Annotated in this window: 19 protein-coding genes and 1 riboswitch; of the genes, 3 read left to right on the plus strand and 16 right to left on the minus strand. The window is 31.5% G+C overall.

Annotation, left to right across the window (positions count from 1 at the left end):
- Positions 1 to 85 precede the first annotated feature (85 nt).
- A complete protein-coding gene (locus ACTS9J_RS07565) occupies positions 86 to 2,035 on the minus strand; it encodes an oleate hydratase (RefSeq protein ID WP_286485601.1) in 1,950 nt (649 codons plus the stop codon).
- Between the two features lie 93 nt (positions 2,036 to 2,128).
- Positions 2,129 to 3,004 carry a helix-turn-helix domain-containing protein gene (locus ACTS9J_RS07570; protein WP_448353096.1) on the minus strand — a complete coding sequence of 292 codons (876 nt, stop codon included), beginning with the start codon at positions 3,002 to 3,004 and terminating at the stop codon, positions 2,129 to 2,131.
- A 293-nt stretch (positions 3,005 to 3,297) separates the two neighbouring features.
- Between ACTS9J_RS07570 and ACTS9J_RS07575 the strand changes: the two genes are divergently transcribed.
- A complete protein-coding gene (locus tag ACTS9J_RS07575; RefSeq protein ID WP_448353097.1) occupies positions 3,298 to 4,488 on the plus strand; it encodes an MFS transporter in 1,191 nt (396 codons plus the stop codon).
- Positions 4,489 to 4,497: 9 nt separating this feature from the next.
- Positions 4,498 to 4,935, plus strand: a complete 438-nt coding sequence (locus tag ACTS9J_RS07580; protein WP_115002102.1) for a hypothetical protein — start codon at positions 4,498 to 4,500, stop codon at positions 4,933 to 4,935.
- Positions 4,936 to 4,986: 51 nt separating this feature from the next.
- On the opposite strand, the gene aceA is transcribed toward ACTS9J_RS07580, so the two are convergent.
- Both aceA and aceB read right to left on the minus strand, forming a co-directional pair.
- Positions 4,987 to 6,264, minus strand: a complete 1,278-nt coding sequence (gene aceA, locus ACTS9J_RS07585; protein WP_349676205.1) for an isocitrate lyase — start codon at positions 6,262 to 6,264, stop codon at positions 4,987 to 4,989.
- Between the two features lie 77 nt (positions 6,265 to 6,341).
- Positions 6,342 to 7,928, minus strand: coding sequence for a malate synthase A (aceB, locus tag ACTS9J_RS07590; RefSeq protein ID WP_448353098.1), 1,587 nt, complete (start codon positions 7,926 to 7,928; stop codon positions 6,342 to 6,344).
- Positions 7,929 to 8,045: 117 nt separating this feature from the next.
- Between aceB and ACTS9J_RS07595 the strand changes: the two genes are divergently transcribed.
- Positions 8,046 to 9,533, plus strand: a complete 1,488-nt coding sequence (locus ACTS9J_RS07595) for a helix-turn-helix domain-containing protein (RefSeq protein WP_291049525.1) — start codon at positions 8,046 to 8,048, stop codon at positions 9,531 to 9,533.
- A gap of 57 nt (positions 9,534 to 9,590) precedes the next feature.
- Here ACTS9J_RS07595 and ACTS9J_RS07600 read toward each other — a convergent pair whose 3' ends face one another.
- The 12 genes from ACTS9J_RS07600 to udk form a co-directional block, all read right to left on the minus strand.
- Positions 9,591 to 9,836, minus strand: a complete 246-nt coding sequence (locus ACTS9J_RS07600; protein WP_448353099.1) for a hypothetical protein — start codon at positions 9,834 to 9,836, stop codon at positions 9,591 to 9,593.
- A gap of 43 nt (positions 9,837 to 9,879) precedes the next feature.
- A riboswitch (SAM-I-IV-variant riboswitch) is annotated at positions 9,880 to 9,979 on the minus strand.
- 67 nt (positions 9,980 to 10,046) lie between these two features.
- Positions 10,047 to 11,936, minus strand: coding sequence for an ABC-F family ATP-binding cassette domain-containing protein (locus ACTS9J_RS07605; protein ID WP_448353100.1), 1,890 nt, complete (start codon positions 11,934 to 11,936; stop codon positions 10,047 to 10,049).
- Between the two features lie 35 nt (positions 11,937 to 11,971).
- Complete coding sequence (locus tag ACTS9J_RS07610) at positions 11,972 to 13,153, minus strand: ABC transporter permease (RefSeq protein ID WP_291051974.1); 1,182 nt, start codon at positions 13,151 to 13,153, stop codon at positions 11,972 to 11,974.
- 6 nt (positions 13,154 to 13,159) lie between these two features.
- Positions 13,160 to 14,152 (minus strand): HlyD family secretion protein, encoded by a 993-nt coding sequence (locus tag ACTS9J_RS07615; RefSeq protein WP_291051971.1) that lies wholly within the window; start codon positions 14,150 to 14,152, stop codon positions 13,160 to 13,162.
- 4 nt (positions 14,153 to 14,156) lie between these two features.
- A complete protein-coding gene (locus ACTS9J_RS07620) occupies positions 14,157 to 15,539 on the minus strand; it encodes a TolC family protein (protein ID WP_221855572.1) in 1,383 nt (460 codons plus the stop codon).
- Positions 15,540 to 15,685: 146 nt separating this feature from the next.
- Positions 15,686 to 16,360, minus strand: coding sequence for a hypothetical protein (locus tag ACTS9J_RS07625; RefSeq protein WP_416410770.1), 675 nt, complete (start codon positions 16,358 to 16,360; stop codon positions 15,686 to 15,688).
- Between the two features lie 60 nt (positions 16,361 to 16,420).
- On the minus strand, positions 16,421 to 18,220 hold the full coding sequence (locus ACTS9J_RS07630) for an ABC transporter ATP-binding protein (RefSeq protein WP_115001141.1): 1,800 nt from the start codon (positions 18,218 to 18,220) through the stop codon (positions 16,421 to 16,423).
- A gap of 3 nt (positions 18,221 to 18,223) precedes the next feature.
- A complete protein-coding gene (locus ACTS9J_RS07635) occupies positions 18,224 to 20,401 on the minus strand; it encodes an FUSC family membrane protein (RefSeq protein WP_280050133.1) in 2,178 nt (725 codons plus the stop codon).
- A gap of 62 nt (positions 20,402 to 20,463) precedes the next feature.
- Entirely contained in the window at positions 20,464 to 21,630 is a 1,167-nt protein-coding gene (locus ACTS9J_RS07640; protein ID WP_448353101.1) for a THUMP-like domain-containing protein, read from the minus strand.
- Between the two features lie 127 nt (positions 21,631 to 21,757).
- On the minus strand, positions 21,758 to 23,032 hold the full coding sequence (locus tag ACTS9J_RS07645; RefSeq protein ID WP_219034475.1) for a methylmalonyl-CoA mutase family protein: 1,275 nt from the start codon (positions 23,030 to 23,032) through the stop codon (positions 21,758 to 21,760).
- Positions 23,025 to 23,414 (minus strand): FtsB family cell division protein, encoded by a 390-nt coding sequence (locus ACTS9J_RS07650; protein WP_221855581.1) that lies wholly within the window; start codon positions 23,412 to 23,414, stop codon positions 23,025 to 23,027. Before ACTS9J_RS07650 ends, ACTS9J_RS07645 begins: the two co-directional genes overlap by 8 nt.
- The gene (gene udk, locus ACTS9J_RS07655; protein WP_260392473.1) at positions 23,414 to 24,082 is read right to left on the minus strand and encodes a uridine kinase; all 669 of its coding nucleotides are present in this window, start codon (positions 24,080 to 24,082) and stop codon (positions 23,414 to 23,416) included. The genes ACTS9J_RS07650 and udk overlap by 1 nt, the downstream gene beginning before the upstream one ends.
- Positions 24,083 to 24,113: the final 31 nt, after the last annotated feature.

Here is a 24,113-nt window from a genome sequence, read left to right on the forward strand (position 1 = left end):
CTCAAAAAGCTTCTAAATCACTAAAGATTTAGAAGCTTTTATTGGTTTTATAGCATTGGTATTCAGGATTGAATTGTGGGTGATTTTAACCTCTAAAATGTCCTACCCATTCTTTGAATTTACCAAATTGTTCTAATAGAAAAGATTCTTTTTCTTCTTCCTCTTGAGGAGAATCTGATCCAATAGGTAGAATATGTTCAAAATAAGTTCCCTTTAAAACTTTATTCAATAAACCTTCACCCATAAATGGTTTATCATCGTTCAACGTTTTAGTTGCTTTTAATAAATGACGAATGTCGTATTGTAATGGATTAATGTCTGGAACTTGCTTATTTAAATTAAGTAATTCATAAACTGCAATACGTGCGGTACGAACAGAACTTTCCATTGTGAAAACTACATCGTTATTGGTTTCTACAAATTGACCAACTAAACCTAGATTCTTACATTCATCTGGAACTACTTGTGGGCGGTCTCCTTTTGCTCTAGGCATAAACATAGATGTGATGTAAGGCATATAAGCAGAACGAGTGATTGTATTTTCAATAACGTCGTCTATTTGGTCTTCAATTCCTAAATGATAACATAATTCTGTTAGGATTTCGTTTCCTGTACAAGTAGGCATTGTTTTCTTAATGTAGTTTCCTTCTTTATCCATAAATAATGCATAAACCCAAAGAACTAAAATATCATCTGGTTGTGTAGGAAAATGTGGTTGACGATTACACGTAAAACTCATTAACCAATTAGAATCTGTAATGGTAATAATTCCGCCTGTAACAGTTTGACCTGAATATGGATCATTAACAGAATATTCTTTTAGTTTTTCTACTAATGCAGAAGGTTTACAAGTTAAAGTAACAGATTCCCATGAAGATTTTTCAATATTTCCACAAAATTTTTCTGGACGACCAAAAATAGGAGATTTAGCAGAAAGGTTTTTCCATAGTTTCCATCCTGCACTTTGACCACTTGTATTATTATCTATCGCTAAGACTGGAGCTGTTGTATTATCTCCATACGCAGTATCTTCTGTCATGGAACCAGTAGTTACAATAACATAATCATTTGGTGTGACAGGAATAATTACATCTTGTCCATCTTGTTCTGTTATAATTCCTTTGACTACTTTTCCTTCTGTATTAATTAATAAATCTAAATCTTTAACTAGTGTATTTAACTGAATTTTTACTCCTTTTTCTTTTAACCATTTACCTAATGGCGTAACAAAAGTGTCGTATTGATTGTATTTAGGAAATACCAATGAAGAAAGATCATTTAAACCATCAATCGCATGTAAAAAGCGATGCATATATAATTTGAATTCTAGTAAACTATGCCAATTCTCAAAGGCAAACATTGTACGCCAAAATGTCCAGAAATTACTTTCTAAGAATGATTGATTAAAATAATCTTCAATCGTTATGTCGTCCAATTCTTCTTTTTTCTTCAACAAAAGTTTGATAATAGCTAATTGATCTTTCTTATTCAAACCAAATTTACTAAAGTCTTTTACTTTCCCTTTTTCATGAATTAAACGTGCAATAGAATAATTAGAATCATTATCATTTACTAATCTATATTCATCTAAAACACTATAAGGTTCTGGTAACTCTAATGCAGGAATGTCTTGGAAAATATCCCATAAATTCTCGTAGGTACAATCCATTTCTCGACCTCCTCGAATTATGTAACCATCTTTTGCATTTCCAGCTCCATCTAACGAACCTCCTTCGACCTGAAGTTGTTCTATAAATGTGATGTTCTCTGGAGTGAAATGTCCGTCTCTAATAAAATAATAAGCAGTAGCTAAACCTGCAATACCACTTCCCACAATATATACCTTACTGTCCTTATAAGATTTTGTAGGAATTCCTTTATTGCGTTGGTAATTTCCTATTTGATCAGAGAAAGGATAAGATTTTTCTGGAGTGTTTCTTGGCGTTTCTTTACTCGCATCTGGTTGATGATCAATATTCCCGTAGATAGTAGAATGATTTAAAACGTTGTCAAATTTTGAAGTAACTTTATTCATAATTATTTATTTTAAGATTCTAGAATAAAATTACGCTTTATTATTTTTCTAAAGTATCCCGAAATTCGTCATTTGTATCCCAAATTTCTTTTTTTATATATGTTGTTGTTTTCTATATTGTTGAGGTGAAATAGAAGTGTATTTTTTAAAAAACCGACCAAAAGATGAAGAAGAGTTGAAACCTAGATCTAATGCTATTTGGACAATTGTTTTCTCTGAATAGCCAAGTAAAACATACGCTTCTTTTAATAAATATTCGTCGATAATAACATGTGGAGTTTTCTTAGTTGCTTTTTTTACAAGATGAATCAAATATTTATTTGTAATAAATAATTGATCTGCATAAAACTGTACGTCTTTGTGAGCGATAACATTTTCTTGTACAAGTTGTGTGAACTTACAAAATAGAGTGCTGATTTCGCGAGAATGATTTTTATTTTCTTTTGAATATTGTTCAGCAATTATAGAGGCAGATTCAAGTAGTAAAGTGAAAATAATCGATCGAATAATATCTTCTAAGAACAAAACATTTCTTTCTCGTTGCTCTTGAAGATAATTAATTAGCATAAAAAGATGATTCGCTTCTTTTTTATTTGCCTTACAAACTGTAAAGTTTTGATGTGTAAACAAATTAAGTTTATCAATAAAGAAAGGATTAGAAATGTTTTTAAGGAGAAAATTTTTCTCAAAAAATAACAATTTCATTCTGAAATTAGAGCTAGTATCTAGAATTTTCAAAACAGTAGAAGGAGCAGAAATCAAGAATTCGTTTTGAGTAATAAAATATTTCTGAGAATCTATCTCAACTTCTATTGAGCCAGATAAACAAATACAAAATGCATAAAAGTCGATTCGAAAAGATCTTTCAGGAAAAGCAAAAATTGGATTTCCTGATGAGATATAATATAGTTTATTACAATTTACGCCATAAAAAGACAAGGTCTCTTTTAGGTTTTCATAGTTTTTCATGCTTGAAAATAATAGTTGGTTAGATCGTTTTTTTAGGGTAGTAGAATTGATATAGCAAAAATAAGAATTGTTTAGTAAGTAATTAAATACAATAAGGTATTTTAACTGTATTCTAATGTAAAAGTTATTTTCATATCAACTAAGTAGTTCTTAAATAAGAAATTTCATGAATATAATCAATGAAATATCGGCTAACAATGTTGAATGATGTAGTAATTTTTTGTAACAAGTAATACTTTTGGATTGTGTAGTTTGTTTCGGTTAAGATAAATTACCTTTGCAAAAAATCCGTTATGTTTTCTGCCATTAATAAAAAATTAAATTTAGATCCCGTTTATAATCTCCATTTTATTTTAATGTGTTTGAGTTCGTTGTTGTTTTCAGCGAGTTTTAATATGATGATTCCCGAGCTACCTGCTTATTTAAGCAGCATGGGAGGAGCAGAATACAAAGGATTTATTATTGCATTATTTACCTTGACAGCGGGAATTTCGAGACCTTTTAGTGGAAAATTAACCGATAAAGTGGGGCGGGTACCTATTATGGCAGTCGGTTCTATTGTCTGTTTTGTGTGCGGAATTTTATATCCTGTTTTAACAACCGTTTCAGGTTTTTTATTTTTGAGATTGGTACACGGCTTTTCGACAGGTTTCAAACCCACTGCAACAGCAGCTTATATTGCAGATATTATTCCGCGCGAACGTTGGGGCGAAGCATTGGGCTTGCACGGAATTTGTTTCAGTATCGGAATGGCAATTGGACCTGCATTGGGAAGTACAATTACATTATATACATCGATTAATGTGATGTTTTTTACGTCTTCGTTTTTTGCATTATTATCGATATTGATTTTATTCAATATGAAAGAGACCTTGCAAAATAAACAAAAATTTTCGTTCGGATTATTAAAGATTTCGAAGCAAGATGTTTTTGCAAAAGAAGCTTTGCCAGCGGCATTGATTACGTTTCTTTCGTATGTTGCTTATGGTTCTATATTGACATTAATTCCAGATTGGACCGAACATTTAGGTTTTCAAAATAAAGGGGTTTTCTTTATGGTATTTACAATATCATCTATGATGGTTCGTTTCTTTGCAGGTAAGATATCTGACCAAAAAGGGCGTGTGTTGGTGATAAAATTAGGCTTAGTTTTATTGATTATTGCATTGGTACTTTTGGCTTCTATTGATGCAAAAATAGGGTTGATTTTAGGGGGGTTGATGTATGGAATTTCAACCGGAATTCTTTCACCTGCACTAAATGCTTGGACAATAGATTTTAGTAAACCTGATGAACGTGGAAAGGCGATGGCAACAATGTATATTGCGATGGAAGCGGGGATAGGACTTGGAGCATTGTGTGCGGGTTGGTATTTTCAGGATTATTTGGCTCGCATTCCGATGGTGATTTATGTTTCGGCATTTATCTGTCTTTTGGGAACCATTTACATGCTGAGATTTAAGAATAAGCCTCAAACAATTTAATTGAAAGAAATGAAAGCAGAATTATATCAATTTATAGCACAACAAATCGAAGATAAAATAACGTATTTGAATGGTTTGATTGACGATTTACGTGCTTCAAACAACGATACTAAAAGTAGTATGGGTGATAAGTATGAAACGTCGCGCGAAATGATGCAACAGGAAATTACTCGAATTCAAAATCAATTGAATGAAGTTTTAATTCAGCAAGACGTGTTTTCTAAAATAAAAATTGTGGAGAACAAAACCATTGGTTTAGGTAGTTATGTTGAAACTACGATGGGAAATTTCTGTATGGCGTGTAGTTTTGGGGAAATTATTTTCGAGAATAAAAAGATATTTGTCCTATCAACTCAAACTCCTTTGGCTAGAATCTTGGTTGGAAAATCGGAACAAGATTCGTTCGAAATGAATGGAAAAGTTTTTGTAATTAGTAAAATTAATTAAGATAAAAAAGGACGTAGTTGCGGTACGTCCTTTCTAATTGAAAAGTATGTATTAGAATTGTGCGGCTTCCGTACTTTCAGCCATAGCTGTAGTAGATGAAATGCCTTGTTGCACTGTGTTTTGTACGTAATCGAAATATTGTGTTCCTACAAAAGATTGGTGTTTTACAGCTGCAAAACCTTCTTCTTGTAACGCAAATTCTTTTTCTTGTAATGCCGAATATCCCGCCATTCCTTTGGCTTTGTATGCACGTGATAACTCGAACATAGAGGTATTCATTGCATGGAAACCAGCTAAAGTAATGAATTGGAATTTGTATCCCATTTCAGCTAAATCTTCGCGGAATGTTTCCATTTGAACTTCTGTTAAATGTTTTGCCCAATTAAATGATGGGGAACAATTATAAGCTAACATCTGATTTGGATATTTTTCTCGAATCGCTTGTGCAAATTCTCTTGCCATTCCAAGATCTGGATTAGATGTTTCCATCCAAATTAAATCAGCATAAGGCGCATAGCTTAAGCCTCGATTAATTCCTTGTTCCAAACCATTTCTCACATTGTAAAAACCTTCAGAAGTTCTACTTCCTTGGATGATAAAAGGTTGATCTCTTTCGTCAATATCCGAAGTAATCAAATTCGCAGCTTCTGCATCAGTTCTGGCAACCAATAGAGTAGGAACGCCACAGACATCTGCTGCTAAACGCGCTGCAACCAATTTGTTAATTGCTTCTTGTGTTGGAACTAAAACTTTTCCACCAAGATGACCACACTTTTTGGCTGATGACAATTGATCTTCGAAATGAACGCCAGCAGCACCAGCTTCTATCATTTGTTTCATCAATTCATAAGCATTCAAGTTTCCTCCAAATCCAGCTTCAGCATCGGCAATAATCGGTACCATATAATCAATGTTTCCTTGTTGGGTAACAGATTGTATTTCATCGCGACGACGCAACGCATTATTAATACGCTTTATCACCATTGGAACCGAATTGGCTGGATACAATGATTGATCTGGATACATTTCTGCCGAAAGATTTGCATCTGCAGCAACTTGCCATCCCGAAAGATAGATTGCATCTAAACCAGCTTGTACTTCTTGTATGGCTTGATTACCATTTAAAGCACCTAAACCCGCCATAAATGGTTTTGAATTCAAACCTTCCCAAAGTTTCTTAGCCCCTAATCTTGCTAAGGTGTAATCGATGTCCAAAGAACCTCTTAATCGAATTACATCTTCTGCTGAATAAGGACGAACAACGTCTGTCCAGCGTGGATTAGTTCCCCAATCCTGCCGAATCTTCTGAATTCTTTCTTGATTGCTCATAATTGTGTTTTTTGTGTTTTGTTTATGAATGTGTGTTGTGTGTGTATTTCTTTTCGTGTGTGTTTGGTTATAAGGGCTTAATCAATATACTTATAGGCTTCTAATGTTAAAAATTCGGTAAACTTGTGCGATAAAACTAATTCGTCAAAGATTGAAATAGCTTCTTCAAATCTTCCGTTCAAATAGTTTTCCTCACCAACTAATTGTTTTATTTTCTGAACCTCTTCAGCTCTTAATTTTTTGTATTTGTCACTATTAAATTCGCATCCGTTTTCTAATGTAATCGACTGGCTTAACCATTGCCAAACCTGCGTACGAGAGATTTCTGCTGTTGCTGCATCTTCCATTAAGTTATATAAGGCAGCGGCTCCTTTTCCAGATAACCAACTTTCGATGTATAAAATTCCAACATTAATATTGTCTCGAATTCCTTGTTTTGTAACTGTTCCTTTTGGCAATTCTAACAAAGCCTCGGCAGTTGTTATAACATCTTCTCGCTTATTATCTATTTGATTCGCTTGTGGCATGTATTCGTCAAAAATATCTTTTGCGACTTTTACCAAAGCAGGATGCGCAACCCACGTTCCGTCATGTCCATTTTTTACTTCGCGAAGTTTATCATTCTTCACTTTTTCGAAAGCGATTTCATTGGCTTTTTCATCATTCTTAATCGGAATTTGAGCAGCCATTCCACCAATTGCATGTATGTTTCGTTTATGACAACGTTGAATAACTGCTTGCGAATATGCAGCCATAAAAGGCGAAGTCATCGTAACTTGTGAACGATCTGGAACAATAAAATTTGAGTGTTTCTTAAATTTTTTGATATAAGAAAATATATAATCCCAACGACCGCAGTTAAGGCCTGCGATGTGGTCTTTTAATTCGTAAATAATTTCATCTAACTGAAAAGAAGCTGTTATAGTTTCGATCAAAACTGTAGCTTTAATCGTAGCTTGTGGAATGTTTAAATAATTTTGCGCGAAAACAAAAACATCGTTCCACCAGCGTGCTTCTAGGTGATGTTCTAATTTAGGAAGATAGAAATAAGGCCCACTTTGCTTGGAAAGTAACGTGTGTGCATTATGGAAAAAATATAAACCAAAGTCAAATAGTGAGCCTGATATTTCTTGTTTATCTATTATGATATTCTTTTCATTCAAATGTAAACCTCTCGGTCTTACAAGCAAGACAGCAGTCTTTTCGTTTAATTGATACTTTTTTCCATTATTTTCGAATGAAATAGTACCATTTACTGCATCTCTTAAATTTTGTTGTCCTTGAAGATTGTTATCCCATGTGGGAGAATTACTATCTTCAAAATCGGCCATAAATGTATTAGCGCCTGAATTTAACGCGTTAATTACCATTTTACGGTCAACAGGACCAGTTATCTCAACGCGTCTGTCTTGTAAATCAGCTGGAATAGGAGCTGCTGTCCAATCACTATTTCTGATTTCTTTTGTTTCTGACAAAAAAGTTGGAAAATTACCCAAATCAAAAAAGATTTGTCTTTCTTGTCGATTCGCCAAAAGTTCTAAACGTCTTTCGTTGAAATTTTTGTGTAAAGCTGTTAAAAATTTAACCGCTTCGGTTGTCAAAATATCTGGATAATTATCCAGCTTATTCTGTGATAATTTTAATTCACTTGTAATAGTATCCATTTTTTGTGTTTTTGTTGTAATTTTGGTTTTGGTTATTCGAGCGGAATTTTACTCCCAGCGAACGTTCGCTAAATTATAAAAATTCGTTTACATTTACCAAATATTTTTGAAAAAATTATGCAAGAAGAATACATTAAATTAATTTTTGGCTTAAAACTAAAACAAGTTAGAATGGCTAAAGATTTGTCATTGTTTAAGTTATCTAAGTTAACTGGACTTTCGAAATCGTATTTGAATGAGATCGAAAAAGGTAAAAAATATCCAAAAACTGATAAAATTGTTGCTCTTGCCGAAGCGTTGGAAATTCCTTACGATGAGATAGTTTCCTTAAAATTAGATAAAAATTTAGCACCAGTCGCTGAGATTCTACAATCAAATTTATTGCAAGAAATTCCTTTGGAACTCTTCGGAATTGAAGAAAGAGATTTAATTGAGATCATTTCTAACGCCCCAATGAAGGTAAATGCGTTTATTTCTACGTTGATTGAAATAGGTAATAATTACAATCTTACACGCGAAAGTTTTTTCTTGGCTTCGTTGAGGTCTTTTCAGGAAGCAAATGATAATTACTTTCCTGAAATTGAAAAATCGGCAAAGAGTTTTTTACAAGAATATTTGATTGAATCTGAGGATTTTGTAAAAAATGAAACGATGGAGGAAATTCTGAAAGAGGAATATAATTATACCATTGTTTATGAAGATTTCACTTCTTTAGGAGGGAAGGATTTAGCGAAATTGCGTTCTATTTTTATCAAAGAGAAAAAACTTTTGTATATCAATATCAATTCTGACAATGATCAAAAACGATTTATTTTAGCGAAAGAATTAGGCTATAATTATCTTGATTTGAAGGAACGTTTGTATACATTTTCGTGGGCAAGTTTTGATAATTTTGATCAATTGTTAAACAATTTTTATGCGTCTTATTTTGCTGGAGCTTTGTTGCTACCAGAAGAAAAACTGTTGAAGGATATGCAGAATTTGTTTGCTTTAGAACATCATGATTTGTCTAATTTTCAAGAAATTCTAGGAAAATATACCGAATCACCTGAAACGGTTTATCAACGAATGACAAATTTGTTACCCAAACATTTTAATATTCGTGATTTGTTTTTCTTGCGTTTGTCAGCAAAAGTTGGTTCAAATTCATATAAATTAACGAAAGAACTTCATCTTAATCAACAACAATCGCCACAAGCAAATGAAACGGATGAGCATTATTGTCGTCGTTGGGTTTCGTTAAATGTTTTGAAAGAATTGGAAAAACATCAAGATGATCATCATGAGATTTCTGCACAAATTTCGTTGTATCCGTTCAATAATAATCAAAAATATTATGTAATTTCTTCTGCAACGAAAGATCCATTTAATCCAAATTATTTACGAAGCGTAACGATTGGTGTGTTGTACAAATCAGCTCAACGTAAAGTTAAATTTATGAATGATCCTTCAATTCCTGTAAAAGAAGTTGCGGTTACGTGTGAAAATTGTGGTATGAAAGACTGTGCTGAACGTGTTGCTGAACCAATTCGTTTTGAAAAAGATATCCGAAATAAACGATTAAATGTTACGATTAATGATTTTATAAAAGAGCAGAGTAAGTAATATTATCTACCATAAAATAAAAAGGAGAACTTGTTTCAAGTTTTCCTTTTTATATGTTTAATCTAAATATTCTAATCTATTTTCAATTAATATTACATAATGTTGAAGCGAAAATGTGTTTCCTCTTTCTATGGTTGTGCAATCAAAATTACGGTATTGTAATTCGTTGAATAATGTTTTGACATAACATCTTCTTGCAGAATTCCAAGAACTGTTTCCTACGTTTTGATTAAAGCGTTCGATTAATTCGTTGTCAGTTAATTCACGAAATAATACGACAAATTCATTTTTTAGATTTTCCATTGTTTTAATTTTTTAATGATAAAAACAACAGGATAGAGTGGAGAATAACCTTTTATTTTGGCGTTTGCCCTCATTCTATACCACCGTAGCGCGGTTTTGGCTCGGTTGGTGTTCTGATTTTTCAGAAACTCCTGATGATTGATAGAGTAAATATAGGCATAAATTTTAAAAACAAAAAAAGGAACTCAAAAAAGTTCCTTTTCAATATTTTTATTCGCTTAATTCTAACCAACGAAATTCTTTTTCTTCTAATTCGTCTACAATTTTTTGTAGTTCATCTCCAATAGTTGTGATTTTGTCGTAGCCTAAATTTGGATCAGAAAGTAAATTCGTTAATTCTTCTTTCTTGGCTTCAAGAATTGGTAAAGATTTATTAATTTCTTCTAATTCTCTTTGCTCTTTAAACGATAATTTTCTTGGTTTGGCTTCTTTTATTTTTTCTTTTGATTCTACTTTTTCTTGAATTGAAATTTCTTTTTCAGCTTTTTTATCTTCTGACTCAGGTTTATTTTTATTTTCTATATGATATTCGGTATACGTTCCCATATAACGAGAAACTTTCCCTTCGCCTTCGAAAATCATTAATTCATCAACCACTTTATCCATAAAATATCTATCGTGGGAAACAACTAATAAACAGCCTTGATATTCTTCTAAGAAACTTTCAAGAACCGTCAAAGTTGGTAAATCTAAATCGTTTGTTGGCTCATCGAGAATCAAAAAGTTAGGATTTTTATACAAAATTGCTAATAATTGCAGACGTTTTTTCTCTCCACCACTCAACTTTGAGATAAAAGTATGTTGTTGTTCTGGCGTAAACAAAAACATTTCTAAGAATTGCTCTGCACGCATTTCTTTTCCATTTGCAAGCGGGAAAAAATCGGCAATATCTTTCACAAACTCAATGACACGTTCATCTTCTTTAAAATCAATTCCATCTTGTTTGAAATGTCCAATATTTAAGGTTTCTCCACGTTCAATTGTTCCAGAATCCATAGTTTCGATTCCTTCTAACATTTTTAGGAAAGTCGTTTTTCCAACACCATTTTTTCCAACTAAACCAATTTTTCCACCACGAGCGAAAATATATGAGAAATCATCTAAAATTTTCTTTTGACCAAATGCTTTCGAAACATGTTCCATTTCGATGATTTTTTGACCCAAACGCGTCATTACCATTTCTAATTTTACTTGTTGATCGACAATTTTATGTTTAGCAACTTTTTCAGTATCATAAAACGCTTCAATACGAGATTTAGACTTTGTTGTACGCGCTTGTGGTTGACGACGCATCCACTCAATCTCTTTACGATAAAGGTTTTTCGCTTTGTCAATTGTTGCATTTTGATTTTCGATACGCAATGCTTTGTTCGTAATATAAGTTTCGTAATTTCCCGAATGTACATACAATGTTTTGTCCTCCATTTCGAGAATTTTGGTACAAATTGCATCTAAGAAATAACGATCGTGCGTAACCAAAATCAATGTTTTGTTTTCTTTGTTCAAGAAATATTCAAGCCATTCCACCATTTCTATATCCAGATGGTTGGTAGGCTCATCTAAAATTAAAAGAACATATCCAGTTTCGAAACTTAAATCAATCAAAAACTTCGCTAAAGAAATACGTTTACGCTGACCACCAGAAAGTTTTCCAATTTTTTGATCCAAGAAATCAATCTTCAATTTTGATAAAATTTCTTTGATTGTTGGCTCAACTTTCCATGCATCTAAAACATCCATTTTTCCCATTAAATCAATTAAATCAGGATTTGTTGGGTCATTTTCGATCATGTTTTCATATTGACGAACAACATCTAAAACTTCATTCGAATGATTGAAAATATATTCTTCACTTTTCAAGTTTTCGTCAAAGTCATCACTTTGATCCAACATCAAGATTTTAACACCTTTATTTGGACGAACTTCGCCAGAATCGGCAGTTTCTAATCCAGCTAAAATTTTAAGTAAAGTAGATTTTCCACTTCCATTTTTTGCTACGAATGCGATTTGGTCTCCTTCATTTACATGAAAATTTACATCTTCAAATAAAGTTCTGATTCCGTATGATTTGGTTAGATTTTCAACTGTAAGAAAATTCATGGTTTATTATCTGTTTTGTAAATTAAAAAAAGATGCTAAATCTTTTCTGTTTCGATTTGTTTCATCGATTGTTTAGCTTTTCTTATTTTAACGATTAGAATAGCCAAAGATAAGACAAAGCAAATACTTCCTATTACAATTAGATTATTTAAATGCGGTTGAATTAGGGTAGGATCGCCTTTTTCGATGAAAAGTATTCGGAATATTTTCAAATAATGTGTTAATGGAATGCAATCTGCAATTGCTTGAATCCATTTTGGCATTTGACTTAAAGGCCATGTAAATCCACTTAAAATGAAACTTGGTGTTGCAACAACCATCAAAACTTCGGTTGCTTTTAGTTGGCTTGGAAGGAGAATACTGACTAAAAATCCTAAAAAGCAAACGGCTAAAATAAATGCAAGAGAAGAAGTGAAGAATGGCCAAAACTCGGTTTCTAATTTCATGTCATAAAACATTCCGAACCAATAATACAGCATATATATAAATACTGACATAAATAAATAAGGAAAAGTTTTGACGAATAAAATGGTAAATGGATTGGATGATTTTGAGATTAATTCATTAAATATTCTATTCTCAAATTCTGAAGCAAATGAAAGTGCTAAACCTAATAATAAAACTTGTTGTAATACGGTTAATAAAACACCTGGAAGCATAAAATATAAGTAGTTTCCACTTCTGATATTTTGACGAATCATCGTTGATTTGAATGGTTCGTAGCTTTGTGTTGCAATATATTCTGGAACACCTTGTTTTCGAGCTGTTTCTATTGAAATACCAGCTTTCATTGTTGTTAAAACTGTAGTAATTGCGATTGCCGCTGTATTAGAAGTTAACGTATTTGAAGCATCTACAAAATAAGCGATTTCAGGTAATTTTTTTTGTTGTACATCAGACTGAAAGTTTCGAGGAATAACAACCACAACTTCAGCTCCGATTGCTAAAGCTTTATTCTTAGAATCAAATGTTGAAGGTAAAACTTCAGCAACTTTCACCGATTCATTTTCATCTAACATCTGAATAATTTTCTGACTTGTCATCGTATGATCTTCGTCTACAACAATAATTGGTAAATTGGTTACATTTCCTTTTTTATAAACATTTCCGATCAGAACACCATACATAATAGGTGCTCCCAAGAATAAAATTGGTAAAACAGGATTCTTGAAGAAAAGTTTGAATTCTCGTATAATTAAATGAAAAATCGTTTTCATCAGAATTTATTTAGCGTTAAGATCCAAAATTACATTTGCTTTTGTCAATAGTTGAGCAGCTTGTTTATAGTCAACAGGAACAACTTTCACTTCATATTGCGATTGTTGTTGATCAATATCAGGATAAGCAGTCGAAATATTAGCGTACGAATTAAGTACTTTTATCGAAACAATTTTACCTTTCAAAACCATATTATTTTTATAAGGAACTTTTAAATTGACGATTTGATTTTTTTGCAATTGTCCGATTTTATTCTCAGGAATTGTGAATCTAAAAAATGTAGTTTCTCCCAAAATTCCGTTTGCAATAGAATATCCAGCCAAAGCCAATTCTCCAACTTTTAGATTAATTGTTTCAACCGTCATATCTTGTGGTGCTTTGATGTGTCTTTCCGCTTCTGCAACATCTACTTCTTGCAAAGCTCCCAAAGCACGTTCTTTTTGTCCTAAAGCCATTTGTTGTTGCTCTACACGCGTTCCATTTTCGGCATCAGCTAATTCAGCTTTTGCAGCTAAATATTGGTTTTTAGCGCCTTGATATTTCGCATAAACTTCATCATAACTTTGTTGCGGAACAAGACTATCTCGAAGCATATTTTTTAGTCGATGATTTGATTTTTCAGCATAATCTAATTGTTCCTTCAAACCAGCAACTTTTGCACGCAATTGTTTTAATTGATTATCTGTTGCACCTTTTTTAGCCATTTCGTATTGAGCTTCGGCAGAATTTACAGCGCCTTCTGCTTGACTTTTTTTCGCGTCAACTTCTGGTAATTGTAAGACAAAAAGCGTTTGTCCTTTTTTTACTTCATCGCCTTCGTGAACTAATATTTGATCTATTTTTCCTGGGATTTTTGTTACAACGCTAATTTGATCGCGCTCAATTTTACCTTGAAAAATAGTTTGCTGTTCTTTTTTATTTTCCTTGTCAGATGATTTACAGTTTGTAATAAAAATTAATCCGCTTAAAGCAAAAATATAGGATAATGTATTTTTCATGATTTTAATTTGAGATTTGATTAAATAATTCTCCAGAAGTTTGAAGTAATTCGTAGGTTTTAGAGCGTTGATCTAAGATTTGAGCATAATAACCTAGATTGGCTTTGTAATAATCATTTTCGGCAGCCAAACGTTCAGTTACATCTATTAATCCTTCTTGAAATCGTCTTGAAGCGATTTCTAAATTATTTGTTGCAATGGTATTTTGTTGATTATTTACTTTTAATTTTTCAGTAGAAGTTTCATAATCAATTTTGTTTTTACTTAATAATAAATTCAGTTTTTCTTGCGAATTTCTCAACTTGTTTTCATTTATTAAAATGTCAGTTTTTGCTTGTGCTAATTTATTTTTGTGTTGTCCGCCATCCAACAATTCCCACTTTGCGCCAATACCAATCAAAATATTAGGGAACATCGAAAATTGGTTCATTTTTAAATTAACATCACCTAATACATCACCATCTTTTAATTTGAAATGACTTCCAAAAATTGAGGTGTAATTGGTATTCGCGAATGCAAAAACTTGCGGTAAATGTGAACCTTTTTCCTTTTGATACAGAAATTCGTAAGCTTTTACAGAGTGTTCAAGTGCTTTCAATTCTTTTTTATTTTCTAAAGTATAGCTTGAAGCAAGAATATCAATAGGTGTAAGTTCGTATTGAATTTGTTGAAGATCTTGTTCAGATAGATGCGTCAACATTTCTAATTTTTTGTATAGCAATTGTCGATTACCGTTCAATTCTACTTGTCGGGCTTCTAACTCTAGAATTGCTAATTTTATTTTTTCCCGATCGTATGGAATAGCTAAACCATTTTGAATTGCTTTCTGCACTTTAAGATGTTCTTTATCCAATCGTTTTGCAGAATTTGAAATTAATTCTTCTACTTTGACCAATAACATCAATTGATCATAAGTTTGTAAAATATCTTTGGTTATAGTTTCTTTTTCGGCTTCTTTCAAATAATCTAAAGCAGTACTTTTTTCCTGAATAGCATTCAACGCATTTGGAATTTGTAATCCCGAAAATATAATTTGAGTGGCGTTAACTCCAACAGTAAATAATCCTGCAGAGGTATTGAATTTTTGATTACCCGAAAACAATTCTGTGGACAAAATATCGATTGATTTGGTTGGAATATCGATAATTCCGTTCGAGTTTAGATAACCACCCAGCGCAATTGCAGATAAACTTGGTTGTTGTTTACCTTTTACTTCGTTATATTGGTAATTGTTTTTCTCGACTTCCAATTGTTTATTTTTTAATTCGTAACTCGACTCAATCGCTTTTTCAACAGGCAATCGAAGTTGCGGATCAATCAATTGTTGTGCAAATCCCGAAATAGAAGTCAATAATGGAATAAAAGATAAATATCGTATAATAGGCATCCTATAATTTTAGCATAAAATTAACAAAAAATATACCATGAATAAAAGTCAATATTAGAATGTCATTAAAAATAAAAATCCTGAAACTTTTTAAGGGTTCAGGACTTCCAAAAGTTGCCAAAAAAATGGCGCATAGTTCAATGTATTTAATATTTATTATCAATAATATCCAACGTTTCGTTTAATGATTCTTTCATCATTTTCTCTAAATAATCCGTCGTACTTTTATTGATTGTTTCGTCTATATATTTAGTTCCACCAATTGTTTCGCTATATTTTAAAGCATTATTTTTAAGGTCTAAAATATTAATATAGACATATGTTTTTGCGATGTATTTCTGTTTGTTGGCAGGATCATAATCAAGACCCGATTTTACATTAATCAAAACTAAATCATCTTGATTAATCGCTTTTTTTAAATCATTAAATTTAACTTGATTTACATTTTCCTTTGTGATTAATTCATTTGGAACTAAGTTTTTATCAAATTTATCAATCATTTGATAAGTATACTTGTTATCGTTTAATATTTTCTCAGATTTATCACGAATTATTTTTACAATATCAAATTTAGAATTTATTTGTTTAAGCTGATTTTCAATTGATTTTGAATCAATGTTTTGATCTAAATTTTGAGAATTATGATCAAAAAAAACAAGAGAATCTATGTTAATGAGAACACCAACTTTGTTTACAGGAACGTCTAAAGCATTTTCGTAAGTTACCGTATTAAGTGCTAATTCTTTTGGAGCTTCTTTTTTTTGCTCGCAAGATTGGGTAAAAAACAATACCCCAACAATAAAATAAACTAATTTTTTCATACACTATCCTATTACCTCTTTAAAGGTAGTGATTTATAATGTTTTATAATAAAATTATTGCTAATAATTTTCTTCTTCTTCATCGTCAAAAGTTTTGGCAATTTTTTCAATGTTTAAGCTTTTTGCCATCGCATCAAAAATCTCTTTATAAGTGCCGTTCATTTTGTAGACATCTTCATGAATCCCGTGTTCTACAACTTCGCCTTGTTTCATCACGTATGTATAATCGGCATCGATAATTTGAGAAATACTATGCGAAATAATGATAACTGTTCGATCTTTTTTGATGGCATCCAAACTATTTTTAATCTGTTCTGTCGCAATTGCATCCAAACTTGCAGTAGGTTCGTCTAGAAAAATAATTGGTGGATTTTTGAGAAACATACGTGCTATGGCGATGCGTTGTTGTTGACCGCCAGATAACAATAAGGCTTTGGATTGATAACCTTCTGGCAAGTCCATAATTTGTTCATGAATATAAGCGCGTTTTGCAGCATCTTCTATTTCTCCGAAAGTTGCGTTTACATTTCCATAACGAATATTTTCTTCAATTGTTCCATTAAAAATGTGATTTTTTTGTAAAACCAACCCAATATTATCACGTAAAAATTGCGTGTCATATTCTTCTAAATCAATTCCATCAAGTAGAATTTTTCCAGAATCAGGTTGATAAAATTTATCTAACAAATTAATCACTGTACTTTTTCCAGCACCAGACAAACCAACTAAAGCAGTAATTTTATTGGGTTGAATTGTCATGTTGATATTTTTCAAGGCTTTGTAACCATTTGGATAAGAAAAGTCAACATTTTGGATTTCGAATTTTCCTTTTAGATTTGTTGGAAGATAATTCCCAGATGATTCTTTTTCATTGTCTGCTTTCAAAATTCCAAAGAAACTTTCGGAATAAATCATAGCATCATTCATTTCATCGTAAATACGATGCAGTTGACGAATAGGCGCAGAAACGTTGTTAAACAACAAAATATGAAACATAATTGCACCAATTGTCATTTGTCCGTCAAGAACCAAATACGAAGTTAAAATAATGATAATCACTACGCCAAACTGCTCGATAAAAGATTTTAAACCATCAAAAAAGAAGCTTGTTTTGCGTGTTTGCATTTGATTATTCGTCAATTCTTTTTGCAAATCAAGTTGTTTTTTACCTTCTATATCTTCTCGGTTAAATGATTTAATTACTGTAATTGAATCAATTATGCTGATAATTCCTTGTGATTTTTGTTCACGATAACCTCTTAAGTTTCGTCGCCAACCACTCAGCTTTTTCGCTTGCTGTTGCGTGATAATGAAATAAATCGGAACGATACAAAGTCCAACCAATCCAACATAAAAATTAGCATTGAACATTAAAATTAAAGCAACAATTGAATTGGCAAAAAGTGGAAGAATATCGATAAAAAAGTTTTGAACTAAACGTGTCAAACTTTCAATTCCTCTGTCAATACGGGTTTGAAGTTTTCCTGCTTGATTATCTTGATTTGTATAAAATGCCATTCTATACGTCAAAATCTTTTCGATAATGGTTTGTGCTAAATCTTGTGAAACTAAGATTCTAAGCTTTTCACCATAATATTTTTGACCAAATGTGATAAAAGCATTCAAGATTTCTTTTGTCATCAAAACAATTGAAATAAACGAAATGATTTTCAGACCTTCTTTTAATCCTTTTCCAGCTTCAACCAAACCATTTATAGAATCTACGGTATACTGTAAAATAAGGGCGTTTACCTGTGACGTAAAAGATCCAACTAAGGTTAGGAGCAAAGTTGCGACAACCAAAGAACGATAAGGTTTTACAAATGGACGTAGATTTTTAAACAGTTGAATGATTGTCATTTATTATTCTTTTAACGGTTGTTCTTTCACAAAAACGTGACCAACTTTTGTGAAATCGTAAGCAATCTCGTATAAATACTCTAATAGATCTTCAATCAGTTCAGAATCATTTTGCAAAGCCTCTGTTTCAATTTCAGTATATGCAACAGTTTTTTCTCCAAATTCTATTGTTTTAGGTAAATTTTCTGTTTCATATTCGCCATAAAGCCGAATGTTTTGTAACAATAATTGCAAAATTTTCTTCATCAATCGAATGTGTTCTGAAGTTAAAATAACAGAATTGTTTTTCTTTAAAATTTTAACTAAACCAACTGAATATGAGACAAATGACTGGTTGAAAATGGTGAATTTATTCAGTACGTTAGCATTTTCTTGTTTTCCTTTCGGTTCAGAAATTACACGTTGAAAAACTGAATTAATATTTGCCATTGCAATAAAAACATCTTTTCTAGCTAACTTATAATCAGTTGTAGAAACTTCGTTGTCTGCTAATTTTTTAAAAACCAAATAAATAAACTCATAATTTGCAATCAATGCTTTTTGAATATATTCGTTCATATTATTTTTTTCCCAAGTTGGTAAAATCAAATAACTCGAAATAAACGCCATAAATCCTCCAACAAGTGTGTCAATAAAACGTTCTTGAATAATATACAATGAATCTTTTTGCGAATAAAAACTAAACGAAATAAGAATATATGCGGTTAAATAAAATGTACCAATTGCATATTTATGACGAATAAAAGTGTAAGCCATCAACATGAAAATAAGCATTAAAGCAAATCGGATACTGTGTTGAGGAATAATCAATAATATTAAAACCCCAACTAATCCACCACCAATTGTTCCTTTCAAACGCTGAAAGTTTCGCTTTTTTGTTACGCTAAAACCAGGTTTTAAAATCACTAAAACTGTCATCAAAATCCAGTAACTATGGTAAGTCATCGGAATAATAAACGTGACACCATAAGCTAATAACATTACAATTGATGCACGAATTGCATGTCTAAAAATTGAAGATTTTAGATTCAGATGATCTTTTAATTTTCGTAAAGAATAATCAACTGTAGGTTCAAAATGTTCGGCATGATCCAGTGGATTTTTCTTTTTTTCTGTGAATGAATCATCATAGAAAAATTTATGGATAAACTCTATTTTATAAACAATTTGCTTTAAATTGATGTAAATTTTAGATAAAACGATTGGTTTTTGTCCTTCTGCATATAATTCTTTGATAGCATCATCAATCTTTTTCAACTCAACTTCAAAGTCAAAAGTAGGTTGTTTAGGACGTTTGTTCGAGTTAATATGATAAGCAATCATTTTAAGCTCATGCGCTAATTTATTCATTAAATTATAGATTTTGCGCATTGCTTTTGTATCACCGTAAACTTCTCGAATTTTCACATAATCGTATTGATTTGCTGTTACATTTTCAAATATATCCACCAAATCAGAAAAAATAAACACAATCGAACGCCCAATTGGTGTCTGGTCTTTTACCAATTTTTTGTTCGAAAAAACTAATTCACGAACTAAACTTTGTTTTTCGTTAATTACAACATGTTCATCGATTAATTTTTTGATAATATCATCGTAATTAGAGTCTTTATCAAACATAGAAGCCTTGATTCGAATGTATTCAGAAATATGAATCATTGTATCAGCTAAGTTTTGCTGCGCCATACGATAAGGACGAAAGGTACTAATAGCTAGGCTAAAAATAGTGTACCAAGCTGCTCCAGCAGTCACAAAAAGTGCAATATGAAGAGGACTTAACTCATGTCGTAAATCATTCATATTCATTACCATTGACATCATAATGACCATTCCAAGCGCACTTGTACGTTGTCCCCAAACGGTTAACATGTTAGAAAAGAATACGATAAGTGTTAAACAAATACCTAGAAATATTGGGTAACTGTTAATCGTTTTGGTGAAATATGAAACAAGGAAAATCAAGAGCACGGAAAGCCACATCAGGTTTCGGCGTTCTTTAAATGGACCAGGTGTATCCGTCATGTGTGCTAAAACTGCACCAAGACTTATCGTTACACCGGCATATAAATCGCCAAACAAGCTGGCTACGATAGGCGGAATGATAATCGCTAAAGAAGTTTTTAAGCCATCTGAAAGCGCTTCTCCGTAGATAAAGTTTTCAATTTTATTGATGATTTTCAAGTGTAATTTTTTAAGGTTGAAAATTGTTGTATAAAATTAACACAACTTTTTTCGAAACCCAACTAAACTCGTGAAGTTTTTAGAATATGAAAACCATCAATGCTTTGAGTAAAAATTAAAGTTGTTGTACCACCATCAATAATTTTGAATTTTTTCTTGATAACGTCTATTGGCTGATTGTAATTTTTGACTAATAAATTCGCTTTTGTTTTTAGAATTTCTTTTTTTTGATTTTTAATTTCTTCTTCAATCAAGTAAATTTTTCCAGGAAAATTCTCTAAAAGTTCATTCGAAGTATACAAATGAGTATTCTGATGAAGTTTATGAAGATTGAATTTTTCGCTCAATAATTTGAAAGCACCAGTTTTTAGAATCGCAACATTTGGTTCGTAAATATAACGTTGAATTCCTCCAAAACTTGCATTCGCACTATATTCTTCTTCAAAATGAAAAGAAAATTCGGATTGATTATTTTCTAAATTAACAGCTTTTATCAAAGGGTTTTTTGTTGAAGAATTTTTATCTAAAATGATTAGAAAATCTTTCACTTCATTTTTTAATGCAACAATGTGTATTTCAAAAATTGAATCAATTTGTTGTAGGGTAGAAGTGATGTCTAATAAAGGCGAAAGCTTGATGATAATTTTCTCTGTTTTTTCGGAAAAAGTTGGAATCCATTCTATAATATTTGGCTCTAAATCTTCCAAAATAAATTTTCTTCCGCTCGAATTTCTTCTTGCTGGATCGAGATAAATAACATCAAATTTTAATGTAGGATTTTCTTCAAAAAAAGACTGAAAAGTTCCTGTATAGGTTTCTAAATTTGGCGCTAAAATTTTAGCATTATGTTGTACAATCTCACTCAATTCAGGATTTTGTTCGATGTGATATACTTTGTCAAAATTCTTTGCAAAAGCCATGGTATCAATTCCAAAACCTGCGGTTAAATCAATCAAATTTTTTCCTTTAACTAAAGTTGATTTATAATTTGCTGTGGCTTCTGAACTTGCTTGTTCCAAATTAATTGAAGGCGGAAAATAAATATTTTCTGTCGAATAAAGTGTTGGAAATTTATGTTTTGAAACTTGAATTCCTTTCAATTGTTGTGCAATTTCAGCAGAAGAAATTTCTTCAAACAACGATTTTTTCAAACCTATAGATTTGATGTCTTCATGTTCGATTATTTTCAGATAATCTTGAAATTCTTTTGTTAAAATAGTTGGATTCAAAATGTTATTTTTTGACGTAAAATATTATTTTATTAAACACAAAACTTCAGTATCCATCACAGCTACTGAAGTTTCGATTATATTGTTGAGTTCTTTTAATGAAATTGGCATCCAATTCATGTAAAAACTATTTTTTTTCCTCTTTTTCTGCCAAACGAGTTGGAACAATCGGAACAAAAAGTGCTTGTTTTACCACTTTTTCTTTTGGCGATTTCTCAATCACATCTGCAGGGTTTCTAAATTTGTTTACACCAATTAATTTAATGGTTTGCTCATCGAAATCTTTTTGCTCTTTTTTCGCGCTTGTGTAAATAAAATCTTGAATAGTTTCATTTTGTAAAGCATTTACAAAACCTCCTACATTTTGTATTGTTTTAAACAATTCTAACGCATTTTCAGCCATTTGATTTGTCAAACTTTCGATGTAGAAAGAACCAGCAGCAGGATCAGTAAATTGATTCAAATAAGATTCTTTTTGTAACAATAATTGTTGTTTTGCGGCTAATTCTAATCCAAAATCAGACTCTTTATTAACTTCATCATATGATCCAACAAAAATAGCGTCACTTGATCCGAAGATAGCCGAAGAAGCTTCTATTGTAGAGCGAATAACGTTGTTGTAAATATCTAATTTAGATTTATTGCGATCGGATGTTGAAGTGAAAATAAATGCTTCACTTTCTTTATTATATTGCTCCAAAATCATTTTCCATAAAAAGCGAAATGCTCTTAATTTCGCAACTTCGAAGAAATAATTACTTCCAACAGCAAATTTAAAATAAATTTTGTCCGCAATATCAGCTCCAAAATTTTCTAAATATTCTACTGCATGTGCAAGTGTAATCGCAATTTGTTGAACATGATTTGCTCCAGCATTTTGATAAACATCTCCTTGAATTGAAATTACTTTTTCGAAATTTTTCAATGCCAAAGCTTCTTTCACCAATTCTTTTGATGCTTTTTCTGAATCATTTTGCCAAAGTCCATTCTGTGCCAAATATCCATAAATATCTAAATCTAAATATTTCAGATTTGGAAGATTTTCAAGCGATTTTAAATCAGAAGTTCCATTATATTTAATAAATAAATCTAGATAATTAGGAAGTTCTAACGATGAATCAATTTGATTTTGATTAATCAAATATCCATACAAAAAGCTGTAATCTTGGTTTTTATTTCCAGTATATTTCGAAATAATTTTCCAATCTTTTGAGGATTTTGGTAATGGTTGTACAGCCGAATAATCGACATCATCCTTTGTATATAATGGTTTTACATTTATTTGATCGTTCGTTCCCCAAACCAAAGTTTCATTATATTCTAAACCTTTTAGCTCGACTTGAACTTTATTTTTCCATTCTTTTTCAGAAATAGAATCAAAATTTTCAAATAACTTACTCATTTTCTTTATTTTGCGGCTTCGTAACTTTTTCTTGCTGAATGATAAAAATATCTTCATCATCTTTTTTCAAGAAATGCTTTTCTCTTGCAATCCTTTCAATTTCAGCAGGATTACTATTTAGTTGATTTAATTTTTCAGACTCAGTATCCAAGTGTTCTTGGTAATATTGTTGATCAACTTCTAATAATTTGATTTGTTTATCCAACTCGCGATGTACGAAAAAAGAATTTTGGTCGAAAAAAATCATCCAAACAGCAAACGCAACCGTTAGAACAAAGTAACGATTCCAAACAAATTTGAATACACGTGTATCCTTAATTTTTCTTTTCGGTACTTCTGGTGTAAGTTCTTTGTCAAAGATTTCTTCCGATTTTTCTTTCATTATACAGTAGTTTTCGAGTTGAGTTTTTCTTTAATTACAGTTGATAAAACTTTGATTGCGACAGAATTTTTCTTTTTCATATTCGGAATAATAATGTCTGCATAGTTTTTAGATGGTTCTATAAATTGCTGATGCATAGGTTTTAACGTTTTTTGATAACGTGTTAAAACTTCGTCTAAATCGCGCCCACGTTCTTGTATATCACGGCGTACGCGACGAATTAAACGTTCGTCAGAATCTGCATGAACAAAGATTTTTACATCAAATAAATCGCGTAAATCTGGGTCAGTCAATACCAAAATTCCTTCTACAATAATAACCGATTGTGGATGTGTTAAAATCGTTTCTTCCTTGCGACTATGCGTAATAAACGAATAGACAGGTTGTTCTATTGATACGCCATTTTTCAATAAAGCGACATGTTCTTTTAGTAATTCGAAATCAATTGATCTTGGGTGATCAAAATTGATCTTAGAACGTTCATCAAAAGATAATTCAGGATGATCTTTATAATAATTATCTTGAGAAATAACGATAACGCTTTCCGCGTTAAGATCTCTTAAAATATTATTTACAACAGTTGTTTTTCCCGAACCTGTTCCTCCTGCAATTCCTATTACTAGCATTTTTGTTTTATTATTTTTTTTAATTTCGTTTGATGTTTCCATTGCAAGAGTTCTCGTAAAATTTCCTTAAAGA

This window comes from Empedobacter sp. ULE_I140 (genome assembly GCF_053482575.1).